The sequence below is a fragment of the Marinobacter azerbaijanicus genome, from assembly GCF_030250645.1.
GTDB classification, from domain to species: Bacteria; Pseudomonadota; Gammaproteobacteria; order Pseudomonadales; family Oleiphilaceae; genus Marinobacter; species Marinobacter azerbaijanicus.
In genome coordinates this window covers 249,475-267,318 of sequence record NZ_JASSVS010000003.1, presented here as the reverse complement: position 1 = coordinate 267,318, position 17,844 = coordinate 249,475, and the positions used below count along the sequence as shown (strand labels likewise).

17 protein-coding genes are annotated in these 17,844 nt (G+C 58.3%); 6 read left to right on the top strand and 11 right to left on the bottom strand.

Annotation, left to right across the window (positions count from 1 at the left end; translation table 11 throughout):
- On the top strand, positions 1-1,287 hold the full coding sequence (locus QPM17_RS07650) for an FAD-dependent monooxygenase (RefSeq protein ID WP_285390065.1): 1,287 nt from the start codon (positions 1-3) through the stop codon (positions 1,285-1,287).
- Positions 1,288-1,325: 38 nt separating this feature from the next.
- On the top strand, positions 1,326-1,691 hold the full coding sequence (locus tag QPM17_RS07645; RefSeq protein WP_285390064.1) for a histidine triad nucleotide-binding protein: 366 nt from the start codon (positions 1,326-1,328) through the stop codon (positions 1,689-1,691).
- A gap of 214 nt (positions 1,692-1,905) precedes the next feature.
- Here QPM17_RS07645 and phoU read toward each other — a convergent pair whose 3' ends face one another.
- From phoU to QPM17_RS07620, 5 genes are all read right to left on the bottom strand, one after another.
- Complete coding sequence (gene phoU / locus QPM17_RS07640; RefSeq protein ID WP_285390063.1) at positions 1,906-2,628, bottom strand: phosphate signaling complex protein PhoU; 723 nt, start codon at positions 2,626-2,628, stop codon at positions 1,906-1,908.
- Positions 2,629-2,661: 33 nt separating this feature from the next.
- Positions 2,662-3,552 carry a phosphate ABC transporter ATP-binding protein PstB gene (gene pstB / locus QPM17_RS07635; RefSeq protein ID WP_285390062.1) on the bottom strand — a complete coding sequence of 297 codons (891 nt, stop codon included), beginning with the start codon at positions 3,550-3,552 and terminating at the stop codon, positions 2,662-2,664.
- Positions 3,553-3,562: 10 nt separating this feature from the next.
- Positions 3,563-4,840: a phosphate ABC transporter permease PstA gene (gene pstA / locus QPM17_RS07630; RefSeq protein WP_285390061.1), complete on the bottom strand. Its 1,278-nt coding sequence runs from the start codon at positions 4,838-4,840 to the stop codon at positions 3,563-3,565.
- Positions 4,833-6,221, bottom strand: a complete 1,389-nt coding sequence (pstC, locus tag QPM17_RS07625) for a phosphate ABC transporter permease subunit PstC (RefSeq protein WP_285390060.1) — start codon at positions 6,219-6,221, stop codon at positions 4,833-4,835. Before pstC ends, pstA begins: the two co-directional genes overlap by 8 nt.
- A 149-nt stretch (positions 6,222-6,370) precedes the next feature.
- Positions 6,371-7,420 (bottom strand): substrate-binding domain-containing protein, encoded by a 1,050-nt coding sequence (locus tag QPM17_RS07620; RefSeq protein ID WP_285390059.1) that lies wholly within the window; start codon positions 7,418-7,420, stop codon positions 6,371-6,373.
- A gap of 193 nt (positions 7,421-7,613) precedes the next feature.
- On the opposite strand from QPM17_RS07620, the gene QPM17_RS07615 reads away from it, so the two are divergent.
- Positions 7,614-8,018, top strand: a complete 405-nt coding sequence (locus QPM17_RS07615; protein WP_285390058.1) for an acyl-CoA thioesterase — start codon at positions 7,614-7,616, stop codon at positions 8,016-8,018.
- Positions 8,019-8,035: 17 nt separating this feature from the next.
- A complete protein-coding gene (locus QPM17_RS07610; RefSeq protein WP_285390354.1) occupies positions 8,036-8,983 on the top strand; it encodes an arsenic resistance protein in 948 nt (315 codons plus the stop codon).
- A 20-nt stretch (positions 8,984-9,003) separates the two neighbouring features.
- On the opposite strand, the gene QPM17_RS07605 is transcribed toward QPM17_RS07610, so the two are convergent.
- From QPM17_RS07605 to QPM17_RS07590, 4 genes are read right to left on the bottom strand one after another with little or no spacing between them, the layout of a single operon-like run.
- Positions 9,004-9,624, bottom strand: coding sequence for a tetratricopeptide repeat protein (locus QPM17_RS07605; RefSeq protein WP_285390057.1), 621 nt, complete (start codon positions 9,622-9,624; stop codon positions 9,004-9,006).
- Positions 9,621-10,403, bottom strand: a complete 783-nt coding sequence (locus tag QPM17_RS07600; RefSeq protein ID WP_285390056.1) for an SDR family oxidoreductase — start codon at positions 10,401-10,403, stop codon at positions 9,621-9,623. Before QPM17_RS07600 ends, QPM17_RS07605 begins: the two co-directional genes overlap by 4 nt.
- Entirely contained in the window at positions 10,390-12,561 is a 2,172-nt protein-coding gene (locus QPM17_RS07595; protein ID WP_285390055.1) for an AMP-binding protein, read from the bottom strand. Before QPM17_RS07595 ends, QPM17_RS07600 begins: the two co-directional genes overlap by 14 nt.
- A complete protein-coding gene (locus QPM17_RS07590) occupies positions 12,545-13,255 on the bottom strand; it encodes a thermostable hemolysin (protein WP_285390054.1) in 711 nt (236 codons plus the stop codon). Before QPM17_RS07590 ends, QPM17_RS07595 begins: the two co-directional genes overlap by 17 nt.
- A 162-nt stretch (positions 13,256-13,417) precedes the next feature.
- On the opposite strand from QPM17_RS07590, the gene QPM17_RS07585 reads away from it, so the two are divergent.
- Positions 13,418-14,104: a response regulator transcription factor gene (locus QPM17_RS07585; protein ID WP_285390053.1), complete on the top strand. Its 687-nt coding sequence runs from the start codon at positions 13,418-13,420 to the stop codon at positions 14,102-14,104.
- Positions 14,095-15,516 (top strand): ATP-binding protein, encoded by a 1,422-nt coding sequence (locus QPM17_RS07580; protein ID WP_285390052.1) that lies wholly within the window; start codon positions 14,095-14,097, stop codon positions 15,514-15,516. Before QPM17_RS07585 ends, QPM17_RS07580 begins: the two co-directional genes overlap by 10 nt.
- A gap of 45 nt (positions 15,517-15,561) precedes the next feature.
- Here the strand turns inward: QPM17_RS07580 and QPM17_RS07575 are convergent, their stop codons facing one another.
- Both QPM17_RS07575 and QPM17_RS07570 read right to left on the bottom strand, forming a co-directional pair.
- The gene (locus QPM17_RS07575; RefSeq protein WP_285390051.1) at positions 15,562-16,974 is read right to left on the bottom strand and encodes a sensor histidine kinase; all 1,413 of its coding nucleotides are present in this window, start codon (positions 16,972-16,974) and stop codon (positions 15,562-15,564) included.
- Positions 16,971-17,696: a response regulator gene (locus QPM17_RS07570; protein WP_285390050.1), complete on the bottom strand. Its 726-nt coding sequence runs from the start codon at positions 17,694-17,696 to the stop codon at positions 16,971-16,973. The genes QPM17_RS07575 and QPM17_RS07570 overlap by 4 nt, the downstream gene beginning before the upstream one ends.
- Positions 17,697-17,844 lie beyond the last annotated feature (148 nt).

The following is a 17,844-nucleotide window of genomic DNA, read 5'->3' as shown; positions in this document are numbered from 1 at the left end:
ATGACTCAAGCCTTTGATATTGTGATTGTCGGTGCCGGCATGGTCGGTGCTGCCCTTGCGACCGGCCTTGGCCGCAATGGTTTTCGCGTAGCCCTGGTTGATCGTGGCTCTGCGCCGACCTTTGACGCGTCGCTCTCCCCGGATATCCGGGTGTCAGCCCTGAGCGCTGGCAGTGAGCGCTACCTCGCCGAGCTCGACGTCTGGTCAGACATACTCTCCATGCGTGCAACAGCCTACTCCCGGCTGGCGGTATGGGACGAAACACAGCATCCTCTCAGCAACCTGTTTCCCCGCAAGATCGCGGAAGTGGTGTTTGACGCCAGAAACCTCTCGACCAGCCACCTGGGCCATATCGTGGAGAATCGCGTAACTCAGCAGGCTCTGTGGAACTGCGCAGCGTCACTTTCAACGGTTTCCCTGTTTGCTGACAACGCCGTCGCCCGCCTCGACAATGGTCAGGACCACGCCAGCGTGGCTCTGGAGGACGGTACCGAACTGACTTGCCAACTGGTAGTCGGTGCCGATGGCGCCGCCTCCGTGGTCCGTGACATCGCTGGTATTGGTGTCACCCGCGACCAGTACCAGCAACAGGCGATGGTGATCTCCGTTCGCTACCAGGGCCCTGTCGAAGACATCACCTGGCAGGGTTTCTATCCTTCCGGCCCGCGCGCCTTCCTGCCACTGCACTCGGCGGGCAATGGCGAAAGCTGGGCATCCCTGGTGTGGTATGACTCGCCGGAGGAACTGGCGCGACTGAAATCACTGGATAACGAGGCGTTGATGGCGGAAATACAGAACGCTTTCCCGCCGGAACTGCCGCCATTGACCCATATTGACGCCAGAGCCAGCTTTCCGATCGCCCGTCAGCACGCCCGCAACTATGTAAAAAACCGTGTGGTGCTCGTGGGCGATGCTGCACATACCATCAATCCGCTGGCTGGCCAGGGTGTGAACCTGGGCTTCCAGGACGCCCGCGCACTGCAAAACGTGGTCCGCGAGGCCAGGCGCGCTGGCCTCAACCTGGCTGACCCGGCATGGCTGACACAATACGAGCGGCAGCGACGCCCGGCAAACCGCCGCATGATGCTCGCCATGGATGTGTTCTACCATCTGTTCAGCAACCGGACGCCGCCACTGCACCTGCTCCGCAACCTGGGCCTGGGCGCGGCGAAGGCGATGCCATTTGCCAGAAACCGGGTGGCCAAATACGCTATGGGTATCGATGAAGAACTGCCGCCGGTCATTCGCCAGCTGGCGGAGCGGTTACCGGGGCTCAGGCAACTGTAGACATTGTTCGGACGCTCATTCACCAACAGGGAACCATTATGTCGGACACTATTTTCACGAAGATCATCAACCGCGAGATTCCAGCGGACATCGTTTATGAAGATGACATCAGCCTCGCCTTCAGGGACATCAACCCGCAGGCGCCGGTGCACCTGCTGATCATCCCGAAAAAAGAAATCGCGACGATCAACGATATGGAAGAGGGTGATCGCGAGCTGGTGGGCCATCTGTACTGGGTTGCCGCCAAACTGGCGAAGGAGATGGATTTTGCCGACGACGGCTACCGGACAGTGATGAACTGCGGTGAAAATTCAGGCCAGACTGTCTTCCACATCCACCTGCATCTACTGGCTGGCAAACCCTTTGGTTGGCCGCCGTATACCGATAAGAAGAAGCAGGCCTGAGGCTTTTTTCAGGACTGCCACTGAGGCAAAAACGTGTGGCGGATACCCCTGTCCAGAACACGCCCGTAAATACATCCATGTAGGGCTCGGTCGCGCCATCCCTGGCGCTCCACGGTTCTGAACAGGGGTATCCGCCACACATCCAGACTTGGAGTTGTCTCGACGCCACCACTTCATTTAAAGGCTACACGGGCAAAAACCAAACTCTGACCGCCTAGCGACCGACGACCTTCTCGGCTTCCTCAACGGGCGTATGCCGGACATCCTCGCCCTTGACCATGAAGATCACGTTCTCGGCGATGTTACAAGCGTGATCTCCCACCCGCTCCAATGCGCGAAGGATCCACATTACCGACATGCAGCGTGAGATGTTGCGGGTGTCTTCCATCATGAACGTCAGAAGCGTACGCGTTGCCGCCTGGTACTCTTCGTCAACCCGCTTGTCTTCCTTCATGATTCGCAGCGCCTGCTCCGAATCCAGGCGAGCGAAAGCATCCAGGGAATCATGCAGCATGCTCAGAACATGGTTTCCGATGTGACGCACTTCCACGTAGCCGCGGGGCGCCTGACCTTCTTCTGACAGCTTGATGGCAAACTTGGCGATTTTCTTGGCCTCGTCACCGACCCGTTCCAGGTCCGAAACCATTTTAATAACCGACACCACCAGCCGCAGGTCCCGGGCCGTAGGCTGGCGGCGGGCGAGGATCAGCGTGGCTTCTTCGTCGATTTCAATTTCTTTCTGATCCACTTTCTTGTCTGTCGCACGTACTTCGTCCGCCAGATAACCATCGTTTTCCACCAGCGCGGTGATCGCCCGATCCACCTGGGACTCCACCATGCCGCCCATTTCCAGGAATTCACTCTTAAGGGCCATCAGTTCGTCATTGAACTTGTGCGAAATATGATCGCCGTAAACATCGTCCTTTTTATCTGGCATAACTATGTTCTCCAGTTTTCAACCGAACCGGCATTAACCAAAACGGCCGGTGATATAAGATTCCGTAAGCTGGTGTTCCGGTGAAGTAAACACCTTGTTGGTTTCGTTCACCTCAACCAGATGCCCCAGATGGAAATACGCCGTGCGATGAGATACACGGGCCGCCTGCTGCATGGAATGGGTCACGATCACGATAGTATAGCTCTCTGACATCTCGGCAATCAGCTCTTCCACGCGCGCGGTTGCAATCGGATCCAGAGCGGAACAGGGCTCGTCCATCAGGATCACTTCCGGGCTGACGGCAATGGCCCGCGCAATGCACAGGCGCTGCTGCTGGCCGCCGGACATGCCTGTGGCAATGGAATCCAGACGGTCCTTGGCTTCATCCCACAAGCCAGCTTTACGGAGGCTGTTCTCCACGATATCGTCAAGATCTGACTTACGGTTTGCAAGCCCGTGAATCCGAGGGCCATAGGCGACGTTGTCGTAGATGGATTTGGGAAACGGGTTCGGTTTCTGGAATACCATGCCCACCCGGGCGCGGAGCTCCACGACATCCCGCTTCGAGTGGTAAATATCCTCATCATCCAGCAGCAATTCCCCCGTGACCCGGCAGATATCGATGCTGTCATTCATCCGGTTAAGACAACGCAGGAAGGTGGACTTGCCGCAGCCGGAAGGACCAATGAACGAGATAACTTCGTTCCGGCCAATATCCAGGCTTATATCCTTGATTGCGCGATCTTTGCCATAGGAAACACTCACGTTACGCAGTTTGAACTTGGGATCGGCGGCGAACGGCTTTCCTACTGTCTTGCCCTCTTCAATCACCGTATCCTCTGGATTGTTTTCGCGCACTGGAATTGCCGGCCCCTGGTCTTGCATGTCGGCTTCTGCGGAAATACTTGGATTCATCGTATTCATATCATTCTCCTTACCAGCGACGCTCAAGCCGCTTGCGCAGCCAGATCGCCAGTGCATTCATACTGATCATGAAGGTGAGCAGCACCATGATGCCGGCGGATGCCAGCTCTACAAACCCCTGTTCTGAGGCGCTTGCCCAAAGATAGATCTGCACCGGCAGTACGGTGGCTGAATCGAAAAATCCACCCGGCACATCCACAATAAAAGCCACCATACCGATCAGCAGCAGTGGCGCCGTTTCACCCAGCGCCTGGGCCATACCAATTATGGAGCCGGTCAGCATGCCGGGCATGGCCAGAGGGATCACATGATGGAGCACCACCTGCATCTTGGAGGCACCGACACCCTCGGCCGCCTCCCGTATGGAAGGCGGTACACTTTTGATGGCTGCACGACTGGAAATGATGATGGTCGGTAACGTCATCAGTGCCAGTACCATGCCGCCCACAACCGGTACCGACCGCGGCATGCCGAAGAGACCGATGAACACGGCAAGGCCCAGCAAACCAAAGATGATGGATGGCACCGCCGCAAGGTTATTGATGTTGACCTCAATGAAATCGGTAAACTTGTTCTGGGGTGCAAATTCCTCCAGATAGACTGCTGCCGCGATACCGACAGGAAATGCAATTGCCAGTGTAACCAGCATGGTCAACAGAGAACCAACAATGGCACCAAGAATACCCGCATTCGCCGGTTCCCGGGAGTCGCCACGACTGAACAGCACATCGTTGAAGCTGGTATCGATGACGCCCTTCTCCAACAGCTGGTCCACCCACCTCTGCTGCTGCTCGGACAGCTTTATGCTGTATCGGGGATTGTCAGCGTGTTTGACGTATGTTGAAACCCGATCGTGTGCCAGAAACTCGATGGTTTGCGTGGTGCCCAGCAAATCCGGATTGTTTTCCAGCAGATCACGGACCTCACTGGCTGCATATGAGCCCAACAGACGACCCAGCTCACGCTTCTGGCCAGCGGTTTCAGCCTCCGGAATGTGTTCCTGTAGTGCCGCGATAATCGGCGCAACAAAATCCGCCATGGACAGTTGATCCGCATCGGTGGGATCGTCGAGATACATCATCTCGGGATCGAGAGGCACATCCAGAGTTATCGTGGTCTTGACGAATCCTGAGTGCCCCTTGTAGATAATGTCTACAAAAAGAGTAGCCAGCGCGGCCAGGGCAATAAATATGGCCAGCATGCCATAGAGCCGGAACCGGCGTTCCTTGCGATAGCGGCGATTCAGGGAGTTGCGGACAATCTCCGCCTGAGAACTCTGATTACTCATACTGTTCCCTATATTTGCGAACGATCTTCAGTGCAATCACGTTTAACAGCAGTGTGACGATAAACAGCAACATACCCAGTGCGAACGCAGACAGGGTCTTGGCGCTGTCGAACTCCTGGTCACCCACCAGCAATGTTGCAATCTGCACGGTCACTGTGGTTACCGACTCCAGCGGGTTGGCCGTCAGGTTGGCTGCAAGACCAGCGGCCATTACCACGATCATGGTCTCGCCGATGGCGCGGGATGCCGCCAGCAGGATGCCGCCAATTATGCCGGGCAGTGCCGCCGGGAAGATCACCTTCTTCATGGTTTCCGACTGCGTGGCTCCGAGCGCCAGCGAGCCATCCCGCATGGTCTGGGGTACGGCATTGATCACATCGTCAGAAAGCGAAGACACAAACGGCACGATCATGATGCCCATAACCAGTCCGGCAGCCAGCGCGCTCTGGGAAGACGCTTCCAGGCCTACCATCGCGGCAACATCACGAATAAACGGAGCGACAGTCAATGCGGCGAAAAAGCCGTAAACCACGGTCGGAATGCCAGCCAGCATCTCCAACACAGGCTTCGCTGTTGAGCGTACCCGCTTGCTGGCGTATTCGGACAGATAGATTGCCGACAGGAGGCCAACGGGCACCGCCACCAAAAGGGCAATGGCGGAAATCAAAAGGGTACCGGTGAACAGGGGAATAACGCCAAACGCCCCCTCGGAGCCTACCTGATCGGCGCGCAATGCGGTCTGGGGACTCCAGCTGGTGCTGAACAGAAATTCAGATATTGGCACCCGGTTAAAGAAGCGTACCGTCTCAAAAATCACCGAAAACACGATGCCGGCTGTGGTCAACACCGCCAATGCGGCACATACAAAGAAAATGCGACGAAGGGTTGTTTCCACGTTTATTCTGGCGTTGACGTGTGGCGAAACACGGGTCCAGGCGAACGCTGCGCCGGATACTGCGACAAGTAGCACCAGAGCAGCCTTGAAATCTGCACTCTGACTTTTCATGGTCTCAAGTACCGATGCCGCACCGGCAATATGCTCCGGAACGAATTCGGGATCGAGCTTGCCGGCGGCGACATTGCTGATCTGAGAAAGAATCAGGCTGGCCTGACCGGGAGAATCGGGCCACGAATCCTGCGGCAAAGTGGCAATTACAATACCCTGAATAACCTTGCCTTCAAAACCGGCCCAGGCCGCGAGAACAATCAGCGCGGGTATGGCACACCAGAGTGCTGCACGTGCCGCATAGTAAAAAGGAAGAGCTTTAAGATTCCGGATACCACCCAGGGGCGCTGCCACAGCCCTGGACCGCATGTAAGCGAGGCCGTAAGCAACTACAGCGAGAACCAGAACCAGGGGCAGAAGGTTAGCCGTCTCCATAACAGTCTCTGTGTTAATAGCTTTAAGTAGTCTGGACGTCTATTTTGCCAGTTAGCCAAACAAAAATATTCATGCAAATGTAACAAAGAAACGCGGACCTGTTGGCCCGCGTTTACTTTTCGTCATCCCTGACGCTTCCTGAGCGAGCCTTACAGCTCTTTACCGGTCATTGGCTCCAGGTCCTTTACTCTTTTGGCAATCTTCATGCGCTGATCACGCGGAAGAGGGATCAGGCCAACATCAACCAGATAACCATTATCACCCCAGGCGCCTTCACTGGTGAACTCGGCTACGTATTCTTCAATGCCTGGAACAACACCCACGTGCGCGTTCTTAATGTAGAACCACAGTGAACGGGCAACCGGGTATTCTTCGCTGGAAATAGCTTCCGGAGTCGGCTCAACGCCGTTAATGCTGGTTGCCTGGATCTGGCCACTATTCTCCATCAGGAAGCTGTAACCGAAGATACCCAGAGTTTCCGGATCCTGAGCCAGACGCTGAACGATCAGGTTGTCATTTTCGCCAGCTTCAATGAAGGGGCCGTCTTCACGCATGGCGTGACAAACGGATTTCATGTCGCTCTTGTCCATCTTCTTGATGAAATCGTACTGCTTGCAGCCGCCCTGCATGGCGATCTCAACGAATGCGTCGCGGGTACCGGATGTTGGAGGAGGACCCATTACGCTGATTTCATAGTCTGGCAGGCTGGAGTCGATGTCGCTCCACTTCATATAGGGGTTGGCAACCAGCTCGTCACCACCATCCGGGTTCGGCACTTCCTTGGCCAGTGCCAGGAATACCTGCTCCAGAGTCAGATCCAGCTTCTCCGCGTCCTTGGAGTTGGCGATAACGATACCATCGGCACCAATACGCACCTCGGTGATCTTCTCGACGCCGTTGGACTGACAGTTCTCGAATTCGCCCGGCTTCATGCGACGGGAAGCGTTGGTGATGTCCGGGTGCTGGGTACCAACACCTTCACAGAACAGCTTCAGGCCGCCACCGGAACCGGTGGATTCCAGCTTCGGGGTTGGGAAGTCGGTGTTACGACCAAAACGCTCGGCGACCACGGTAGCGAACGGGTAAACAGTGGAAGAGCCGACAATATTGATGGTGTCGCGAGCCATGGCAGGCGTTGACACGGCGGCAATGCTGCCTGCCAGTGCCACAGTTGTAAGGGCTGCTTTAAGTTTGATCACGTTGAGTCTCCATTTGTCACTTTGACTTTATTTACGGGTTGCTTCACCGATGAGTGAACAATAAATGTGTTCTGTGACAACTTTGTTACAGCCAATGAAATATAGAACAGGACGTTCAATTTTTCTTGCAGACGACGGCAAGGCCGCTAACATGCGCACTACTACAACAATTCCGGACTGATAAGGTTACTCCATGACAGCGCTCGACGACGACAAACCCACGCCCCGGGGCGAACTGATCATTCAGATCATTCCCCTGCCTTCGGACACCAACCCCAATGGTGATGTATTTGCCGGCTGGCTGGTCAAACAGATGGACATTGCCGCCGCCACAATGGCCGGACGGATTTCACAGGGGCGTAATGCAACCGTTGCCATGGACCGGATGGAGTTTCTCTCCCCTCTGCGGGTCGGATCCCAGGTCGGCTGTTATGGAGAACTGGTCGAGGTGGGCCGTAGCTCCATGAAAATCAACATTGAAGTCTGGACCCTCGACCGCACGGCAAAGGCCCCTCGCAAAGTGACGGAAGGGCTCTTTGTTTACGTCGCCATTGATGAACATGGCCGAATTCGCGAAGTGCCCTCACAGGCCGGTTGAGGAGTCTGGCCTGAGTGATGGACGCCCTGGAACGCCAACAGGCCTGGCTTTACCTGGCGGCCATCACCGTCGGCATGATGACAGGCTGGCTATGGCCAACGGTCACCGGCACCTTTGATGTGTTGCTGTGGCCAGTGCTCGGCGTTCTGCTCTACGCCACCTTCACCCAGGTTCCGCTGACTCACCTGGCCAGGGCCATCCGCGACGGCCATTTCAGTGCCGCGCTGATTCTGGGCAATTTTGTGATCATGCCCGCCATCACTTGGCTACTGCTGTTCCTGGCGCCGGCGGACCCTGCCATCCGGCTTGGTCTTCTGCTTGTCCTGCTGGTGCCCTGCACCGACTGGTTTATCAGCTTTACCCACCTTGGCGGCGGTGACAGCGCCAGGGCCATCGCAGCAACTCCGATTCTGCTGATTCTGCAGATTGTTACACTACCGATTTACCTCTGGCTTTTTCTCGGCGAGGAGGTGGCCAGTGCCAACCTGACCGCCCATTTGGTTCCCGTCTTCTTCGGGCTGATCATTACGCCTTTGGTGCTGGCCTGGCTTACCGAAAAAGCCGTCGAAAGCAGGCCTGCCCTTACAGGCTATACCCGCAGCCTGGGCTGGCTGCCGGTGCCGGCCCTGGCCCTGGTGGTTTTCCTGATTGCAGCATCACAGATAACCCTGGTGCTTGAGATCGGCCGTTTGCTGCCAGTATTACTGCTGATTTTTGCGACCTATCTGCTCGCTGCCGCGCTGGTTGGCAAACTGCTGAGCCGTGCGTTTCAGTTGTCAGCCGCGCCAGGGCGAACCCTGGCGTTCAGTTTAGGCACTCGCAACTCGTTTGTGGTGCTACCATTCGCCATCGCGCTGCCGGATCTGTGGGCGCCTGCTGTCGTGGTGATCGTGTTCCAGTCATTGGTGGAACTGTTCGGTATGACCGCTTACCTGAAATGGTTGCCCAGGCTGATTCGCGAGTAGCCCGCGTTGCGGCCAATCGTTCAGAGGTCTTGCAGGCGTTTTCTGGCTTCTTCCCTGCGACCGGTATCCGCCACTTCCCGTCCGGGCCTGGCCGGCACCTGCAGGACTTTCCGGAGATAGGTTCGAGCACGCTCCGGCTCGTCCTGTTCCAGCAGAAAATCCCCGAAGAAGAAGTTCGCGTCGATACCATCAGGATTGATGGCCAGTGCCTTTTGCAGGTAATTCCGGGCCTTGTCATCGTCGCCGAAACCCAGAGGCCAGCCGGGCACCTGATAGTAGAGACTGCCGAGGGAGGTATAGGCCGAGCCGTCGAGAGCGTCCTCATCGATCGCGAGAGCCTCCTCCAGTGATCGACGGGCATCCTTGACCAGCCCCAGAGCCCCAAGCCCTCCCTTGGCCCCGGCATAGGTGCTCAGCACAATGCCCTGCCAGATCAGGGGTTCGGCGCGATCAGGGTACCTGGCAACAAATACATCAACCTCGGTCACCAGCCTCTCGAAGGCCTTCTCCTGCCGGTTTTCGGGCAACTGATACTGAATTTCCGCCCACCGTTGCTGAATGTCCGCCAGCTGGTTGTCCAGACCTGCGGCCCAGAGGGGCATGGCGACCAACCAGGCCATTACCGGAACCATCCACTTCATGACAGTACTCCTGAATTGAGAAAACGCCGGATGATCGGCAATTGTTTGAGCATGGCTTTGTCCACGATGCGCGGCAGCACTCCGTTAATGACCACGAACAGCTTCTCGGGCCAGCCCAGGAAACGCCGACAGTCATCATTTTCCATGGCTTCCAGAATCCGGGATGCCACCGCCTCAGGTTCGTCGACGCTGTTTCCAAGAGCGCGGTTCAGCTCATTCACTGCGTGGGGATTCATTTCCGTGCGGGTTGCCCGGGGTGCCACGTAGACCACCTGAACGGCGGTATCCGCCAGCTCCCGGCGCAGTGCCTCGGTGAAGCCACGAAGGCCGAACTTGGTGGCGCAGTAAGCGGTATAGCCCGGGAAACCGATGCTGCCGAAGGTGGACCCCACGAAGACCAGGACGCCTTTCCCCGCTTTCTCGAAACGGGGCACAAAATGCCTCGCTACCAGCATGGCAGAGCGCAGATTCACGGTGAGCTGGGCATCCAGTTCGCTGACGGCCATGGCAGCAAGCCCGGCAAACCGGTTCTGGCCGGCACAATGGATTACCCCGTCGATATCCGGATAGGATTCACTCAGGCGTGAGAGTTGCTGGTCGAGGTCGGTAGCCGCAAGATCCAGGTGCACCACGGAAACGCCTTCCCGATGCCCGAGATTCTCCGGGTGCCGGGACGCCACGATAACCCGGCCTCCCGCCCTTACCAGCGGGTCCACCAGCGCCTTGCCAATACCCCCCGTTCCTCCCAGCAGGAGGAATACCCGGTCATGCAGCTTCATGATTCTGCTCCCTCCAGGTGGCCGGCAGCGGTATGTTGTGCAACATGTCACCATAGAGCCGGTAAACCACGCGGGCGGCCTCGATAATGGCCTGCTGGTCCTCCGGATCTGTGACCTCATTCATCAGGTTGCGGAAAAACTCGAAATGCTCCTGATCCAGAGCACCGTGGGAATACAGATAACTGAAGGCCTCGTCGGGAAGACCCAGGAGTTTCTGAATCTGCTCACCCAGTGGTGTCGCCAGTTCGATGGAGGTACCTTCAAGCACCTGCACCATACCGAAGAAGGCTGCAGGATTGCCGCGGTTAATCTGGTCGTACAGGTACGAGACCATGAGTTCAATTGAAAGATCCGGCCTGCCGCTGCGAATCTGTTCCCTGTCAGCCCCGCAGGCTGCCAGATCATCCAGAATCCATCCGTGGTGACCATATTCTTCATCGATGTATTCAACCAGGGCTTTGCGGACAAACTCCATCCGCTCGGGCAACCTGGCGCCGCAGGCCATCATCAGGGGAACTGTGTGCTTGACGTGGTGGTAGGCCTGGGTAAGAAACCAGGTATAGGCCTCAAGACTGAAATGCCCCCTGGCAATCGCCCTGATCACCGGCGCCCCGGTGACGCGCTCCCGGGCTTCTGCGGTTTCCTGCTGCAATCTGTCAAAAAATGCCATGTAAGAATCTCCTGGCTGGTTCGTGGACAAGGTTGGGGTGAATACTGGAAATGCCCCTGCCAACAGGGTGGGCAGGTCGGCCTGGATTCGATCGCGTACCGGTCTGCCATTTGCTGTCAGATGGCCGCTGGCCTGGGTGAGAAGCTGTCGGCGAATATAGAGCGCTTCCAGCCGGGCATAGTCAGGCAGTCCGGCATTGAGCGCAGTCAACGCTGAACGTAACTGATCCGGCGAGCGGCCATCCCGGATCACCACCAGCGCGCTGGGTTTCGGGTCGCCATCCCCGAACACCACAGCCTGCCGGGCGCCGAGGGCCTGGATCAGTTCACTTTCCAGCCACTCAGGACTGATATTGCGCCCGAAGCTGGTAATCAGAAGATTGCTGGCACGGCCATTCACCGACAGGAAACCCGTAGGGGCGCTGCGGCCCAGATCCCCGGTATCCAGCCATTCAAGGCCTTCAGGCTCAGCGCCAAGGTAACCAAGGTGGGTATTTCCCCGAACCAGGATGTGCCGGCGTTCATCCACCCTCACCTCGACATGGGAAAGCGGTTTTCCTACGGTGCCCCCGCGCTCAGCCCCGGGGACGTTGAGTGCAACCACGGATCCACATTCGGACAAACCGTAACCCTCGTAGAGGGGCAACCCGGCCGTGCGGCCACGAGCCAGCAGTTCGGACGAGACCCGCCCTCCACCCACGGCCAGGAACCGGAAAGACTGGTTGTTCAATTCATCTCGCTCAGCAGCCGCGACCAGGGCCATGGCCAGCTCAGGCACCAGGATCAGCGAGTGCGGTCCGTGCTGGTTGATCCCCTGCACCAGCCGGCCAATATCCAGACCACTGCTGCCGGTTATGCCCAGGCTCTGCAAAGGTGCAACCGTGACCCTGCCGCCCATCAGTAGCGGCAGATACACGCCGGCGATGTTCTCCAGCAGAGTGGCCAGCGGCAGGATGCAGAGGTGTTGTTCAAGCTCGATACCTGCCAGTCGCTCCTGCAGGGCAAGGGTGGTTGCTGTCATCTGTTCGACGGACAGACAGACTCCCTTGGGCGTGCCGGTACTGCCTGAGGTAAAGGTGATCTTTGCGGTCTTCGGCGGCATCCACGCACCGGCTGCCGCCACCGGCAGGCACCGGAACCAGACGCCATGGCCGAGGTGCTCGCCAGCTGTATCTGTTTCCGCCGACAGCAGGCAGTCCAGGCCCGCTCTTTCGATCAGATGTGACGTCTGGGATTGCGAGAAGAACACCGGCACCGGCACGCAAACCACATCCGCCAGCAGGCAGGCAAGGTCTGCAAGAATCCAGGCCACAGAGTTATCACCACACAGCCCGGCACGACGGACCCCCAGCCGGTTTAACTGATCCGCCAACCCACGTGCCGCCTGCATCATCTGAGCATAACTGAAGGCGGAGTCCGGCCCTTGCAGGGCAATGCGGGAAGCATGCATGCCCGCCTGGCGCGCCAGCAACTCAGGCAGTGCAGCCATAGGAGCCTCCCGCCATCGAATTTTCCGCGCCGGTGGTCTGTTCTACCGGCTGGATCAGTCTCAACAGACCGGCACGCCGCAATGCACAAATGCCGTCATCCACCCGGATCGCCATCACCATCGGATGGTGGTGATAATATCGGCCCCAGCCAGCGCCACCATCAGGCAGGCGGGCCGGATCTGCATCTGCCAACACTACGGTGGCAATACCCAGCCGGTGGAAACTGTTGCGTAGCTGATCGGTGCCAGTACACACCACCCAGTCATAACCGGCACCCTTCAGCCAGACCGACAGGGAGGCAAACAGATAACGGCTGACACCGGCTTCAACACCGGCGAGGTGAGCAATTTCGGCGAGTGTGTGACGCTTGATGCCGGAAACCGGCATCAACGCCTCCACGGGAACGGACAGGTAATCCTCGAGGAACAGACGCTCCTGGCCTGCATTACGCACGCCCACCGCCGCCAACAACGTGCCCTGGGCAGTGGTTAGGGCGAGCAACGCCGGAATCCGCAACGCCGGGTCCGCGCCATAAGCCTGGAGAAAGCGCCTGCGGATAAAGGCGCCAACCGTCCCGGCCATGGCCGTCCCCGGAGCAATCTGGCTGAACCATCGACCGCCGCACCGGATGACCGGAACCACATCCCGGCCATCCGGGAGACAACAGGTGGACATCGTTAGCGGGTCAGTCATAAGCGCTCTCCAGCAGGATTCGGGCGCGATGCCCTTCAACAGGACTGCCAGAATATCGAGCGAGGCTTAATCCAGGCTTAAGACCGGGCGGCATAATTCTTAAGCTCGTCTTAAGCTTTCTATGGCAAACTCAGTTGCAGGTAGCACAACAGGATTCATTCAATGCGCATACTGCTGGTAGAAGACGACCATCAGCTTGCCCGCACCATGCTGGACATGCTGCGGGAAAACCAGAACACAGTGGACTGGCTTGATGATGGTCAGCAGGCATTGAATGCCCTGACGGAAGAGCACTTTGACCTGGCCATTCTGGACCTGACCCTGCCCCGGTTGGATGGCCTCGATATCGTCCGGCGCAGCCGGCAGCAGGGCAACCGGACACCCATCATCATTCTGACCGCAAGGGCAGACCTCGACGAAAAACTGCAGGGACTGGATGCCGGCGCAGATGACTACCTCACCAAACCGTTTGCGATGGCCGAACTGAAGGCCCGGATCCGGGCGGTGACACGTCGCGGCTCTATCGTGCCTCAGAACGGACTGACGGTCGGGCAACTGGTATTGAACCCTGATTCCTGTCAGCTCACCACGGCGGAGGAGACAGTTGTTCTTCCCCGCAGTGAATTCCAGATCCTGACCTACCTCATGCGACACCCTGATCAGGTCGCAACCCGCAGACGCCTGGAAGAGCAGCTCTATGGCTGGGAACAGGGCGTAGAAAGCAATGCCCTTGAAGTGCATATCCACCACCTGAGGCGACGGATTGGCAAGGCCACCATCCGCACCATTCGTGGTGTTGGCTACCTGCTCGACAGCCAGGCCGCTGCCGGGGCGCCGGAATGTCACTGACACGCACCCTGACGCTCCTGGTTACCTCGACCGTTCTGTTGATCGCCATAATCGCCGCCGCCTGGAGCTATGTTGAAAGCAACCATGAACTGGAAGAGCTGTTCGATGCCGAACTGGCACAGAGCACCCGAATCGTGCAGGGACTGGTGCGCCATCTCGCCGACACCCAGTCAATGGAAGAGTTACCAAAAACCCTGAGTGAGACTCTGGAATTACCTGTCCCCGACCGGGGAAAAATCGACTTTGAGAAAGATGCCAACGAAATACTGCCAGGAGGCATCGGACACAAATACGAAAAAAAACTGGCTTTTGAGGTCTGGACGCCCGACCGCATGCCGTTGCTGGACACCCTCAAGGCCGATGACTCCGAAACGTTGGTCCCGGGCTACTCCTGGGCAGAGTCCAGGGGCTACCGCTGGCGCGTTTTCACGCTTCAGGACACCGCCACCGGCTTCTGGATCCGGACAGCCCAGCGGGAAGATATCCGTGAGGAACTGAGCCAGGAACTGGCCCTGGGCAATGTGCTACCATTGCTGATCGCCCTGCCGCTCCTGCTGATCGCCGTCAGCCTCGCCATTCAACTGGGATTCCGCCCGCTGGTAAGGCTGGAAAGACCCATCCGCAATATGGCACCCGAACGCATTCACCCGCTTGATGACCGGCAAGCCCCGAAGGAAGTGGCGGGGCTGGTTCAGGCGGTGAACAGTCTGCTGAACCGCCTGGACCAGGCTCTCGAGCGGGAACGCCGGTTTTCCGCCGATGCAGCCCATGAGCTACGGACACCGCTGGCGGTGCTGCGGCTGAACCTTGAGAAAGCCTGCGCAAATAATCCCGAGCAATTCAAGGGGCTGATCCAGTCGGTCGACCGCATGGTCCACCTCGTTGAGCAGATGTTGCTGCTGAGCCGCGTTGATGCAGGTACCGATTTTGCTCCCGAGCACCATAACCTGTCAGCGATTATTGAGCAGAGCATTGCCGATGTAGCTCCCCTGGCCCTGGAAAAGAATATCGAGCCGGTGCTGGAAGACGATACCGGCCAGGCCCTCATCTACTGCCACAGAGCGCTGATCAATACCCTCATGCGCTCCCTGCTTGCCAATGCCATTCAGTACAGTCCCGAACATACCATCATTACCACCCACCTCGAGCCTTCCGCCGACGGCTACCACATTGCCGTATGTGACCAGGGCCCTGGCATTCCGACGGAAGAGCGGGAACGGGCGCTAAGCCGTTTCGTCAGGCTTGATCAGCGACTTGGTGGCGGTGCCGGGCTCGGGCTTGCCATTGCCCGGCGCATTGCAGAACTCCACGGGGGCCAGCTAACCCTCGCCGGAAGAACCGACGGGCAGACCGGGCTGTGCGTCAACATCTGGCTTCCCGCAAGACCTTCGTCCAGCAATAGTCGCTCTTAAGATTGAATTAAGGGTACAGGCGGATACCCCCGGCATCTGGCAAAATTAAAGCGGAAGCGTCACCGAAACTCTCAGACCCCGCCCTTCCGGGCCGGAATCGAGGTGGATCTCCCCTCCCATGCCACGAATCAGCGTGCGCGCAATGGCGAGCCCCAGGCCAGCGCCACCGGTTTCCCGGCTGCGGGACTGTTCCAGGCGGTAAAAGGGTTCGAAAACCCGGGTGCGTTCGGTTTCCGGAATACCCGGCCCCTGATCAGTGATGGTAATAATGGCTTCGCTCTCAGAGGTGCCCAGTTTCACCTCGGCCCGCTGGCCGTAGTTCACGGCATTCTCGATCAGGTTGCTCAGGGCCCGCCGGACCGCCTCCGGCTGTCCCTGGAGGACACATCGGGGGCTGTCCTCGAACTCCACAGCGAAGCCCATTTCCTGCAGGTCACCACAGAGGCTGTCCAGCAGCGTCGTCAGATCGTAACGTCGGTATTTTTCTGTAGTACTGCCCCGAATGAAGTCGAGAGTGGCTTCGGCCAGATGCTGCATTTCCTGCAGGGAATCGAGCAAACGATCCCTGTCCTCCCCGTCAGACAGCATTTCCACTCGCAGCCGCATCGAGGTGATGGGCGTTCGCAGGTCGTGGGCGAGGGCAGCCAGCAGGCGTTCCCGGTCTTCCTGTGCCCGGCTGACCTGATGTTGCATCCGGTTAAAGGCACGCGTCACCTCACGAATATCCTCAGGCCCCCGCTCCGGTATCTGGACTTTCTCGCCACGCCCGAAGGCCTGGGCCGCTCGACTCAGTTCATTGACGGGGCGCAGGATGCGGCGGACAGCCAGCAGCAACGTGAGAGTCAGCAGCACAGCGGTGATTCCAACACTGGTGAGCGTCGCCTTCAACCAGAGCCAGGAAGGCGCACGGGGCTGGGCTCGTGCGTTCAACCATTGTCCTGACGACAATGCCAGAGAAACACCAAGAATGGGGGCGCAGGCGCGCCGGTTGTCACCATGTTCATCATCCCGGTGTTCCTCATACTCATGGCGCTCGTCATCGTCGTCGTGTTTCTCGCGATCCCCATCATGATCTGATCTCCGGCGAGGCAGACACTCCTCTTCATCAGCCTCCACAGCCGTTCGCACCTGATCCCGGCGCAGGCCCAGCTCCATGGCCAGTCGCTGTGTCATTGATCCGGCTTCGTCGCCAGGCAGGGACGGCGATGGATCGACGGAAAGCTGCAGGGAAGGACTGGATAGTGCTCGTAATATGCGCTCCTGCCGTTCCGGGTCTGTGGTGTCGAGCAGGCTATAGGCATCGGCCACCCGCTGCAGCACATGTTCCAGGCTGGCACTGCGCAGGGCACCCTGGCGCTCCCCTGCCAGAATGGCGATGGTAATGATCTGTGCCACCAACAGCACGAGGATCAGCAGGAGAGCCAGCTGCCCACCAGCACGCCTGGGCCAGAACCTCATTCCTGCTTCCCTCCGACGGTGGCAATCCACTGGTAACCGCCACCCCAGATGGTCTTGATCAGTTTGGGGTTGCGGGGGTCCGGATCAATCTTCCGGCGCAGCCGGCTGACATGGTTGTCGATACTGCGATCAAAGGCGTCTGCTTCCCGGCCCAGGGTCAGGTCCATGAGCTGGTCCCGCGACAATACCCGACCGGCATGCTCCAGGAACGCCAGTAGCAATTTGAATTCAGCGGTACTGAGGGACACCTCCACGCCTTCGGGGTCGATCAGTTGGTGGCGGTCGACGTTCAGTGCCCAGCCTTCGAAGGACAGGCACTGCCCCGCCATTGGGCTGCGTTGTGGTGGTAGCGCCGTGGCTCGGCGCAGAACCGCCTTGATGCGTGCCAGAAGCTCCCTCGGGTTAAAGGGTTTGGTCAGGTAATCGTCGGCGCCCATTTCCAGGCCGATGATACGGTCGGTCTCCTCACTCATGGCGGTGAGCAGAATAATCGGCAGTTCCGTGTGTTCACGGAGATAGCGGCAAAGCGTCAGACCATCGTCGCCGGGCATCATGATGTCCAGCACAACCAGATCCACAGTGTGATCTCTCAACTGACGTTTCATGGCATCCCCGCCATCCGCCAGCAGCACACGGAGCTCGTGTTCCTGCAGATAGCGGCCGACCAGGTCGCGAATGTCTCGGTGATCGTCAACCACCAGAATCGTGGGCGATGTGCTCACTCTTTACTCCGTCTGTTTACTGTCTGCCCCGATTATAGGGGACTCCCCGTCGCGCCTGGGCGTGAGGTTGTCAGAAATCATCCCAATTCCGGCTCTTGCGACAAATTGCGACAACTTCAGCACCTGGCAGAGACAATTCTGCGACGTT

Coding starts and splice junctions, on each gene's coding strand:
- QPM17_RS07650 (WP_285390065.1), top strand. CDS start 1: ATGACTCAAGCCTTTGATATTGTGATTGTCGGTGCCGGCATGGTCGGT.
- QPM17_RS07645 (WP_285390064.1), top strand. CDS start 1,326: ATGTCGGACACTATTTTCACGAAGATCATCAACCGCGAGATTCCAGCG.
- phoU (WP_285390063.1), bottom strand. CDS start 2,628: ATGCCAGATAAAAAGGACGATGTTTACGGCGATCATATTTCGCACAAG.
- pstB (WP_285390062.1), bottom strand. CDS start 3,552: ATGAATACGATGAATCCAAGTATTTCCGCAGAAGCCGACATGCAAGAC.
- pstA (WP_285390061.1), bottom strand. CDS start 4,840: ATGAGTAATCAGAGTTCTCAGGCGGAGATTGTCCGCAACTCCCTGAAT.
- pstC (WP_285390060.1), bottom strand. CDS start 6,221: ATGGAGACGGCTAACCTTCTGCCCCTGGTTCTGGTTCTCGCTGTAGTT.
- QPM17_RS07615 (WP_285390058.1), top strand. CDS start 7,614: ATGACAGCGCTCGACGACGACAAACCCACGCCCCGGGGCGAACTGATC.
- QPM17_RS07610 (WP_285390354.1), top strand. CDS start 8,036: ATGGACGCCCTGGAACGCCAACAGGCCTGGCTTTACCTGGCGGCCATC.
- QPM17_RS07605 (WP_285390057.1), bottom strand. CDS start 9,624: ATGAAGTGGATGGTTCCGGTAATGGCCTGGTTGGTCGCCATGCCCCTC.
- QPM17_RS07600 (WP_285390056.1), bottom strand. CDS start 10,403: ATGAAGCTGCATGACCGGGTATTCCTCCTGCTGGGAGGAACGGGGGGT.
- QPM17_RS07595 (WP_285390055.1), bottom strand. CDS start 12,561: ATGGCTGCACTGCCTGAGTTGCTGGCGCGCCAGGCGGGCATGCATGCT.
- QPM17_RS07590 (WP_285390054.1), bottom strand. CDS start 13,255: ATGACTGACCCGCTAACGATGTCCACCTGTTGTCTCCCGGATGGCCGG.
- QPM17_RS07585 (WP_285390053.1), top strand. CDS start 13,418: ATGCGCATACTGCTGGTAGAAGACGACCATCAGCTTGCCCGCACCATG.
- QPM17_RS07580 (WP_285390052.1), top strand. CDS start 14,095: ATGTCACTGACACGCACCCTGACGCTCCTGGTTACCTCGACCGTTCTG.
- QPM17_RS07575 (WP_285390051.1), bottom strand. CDS start 16,974: ATGAGGTTCTGGCCCAGGCGTGCTGGTGGGCAGCTGGCTCTCCTGCTG.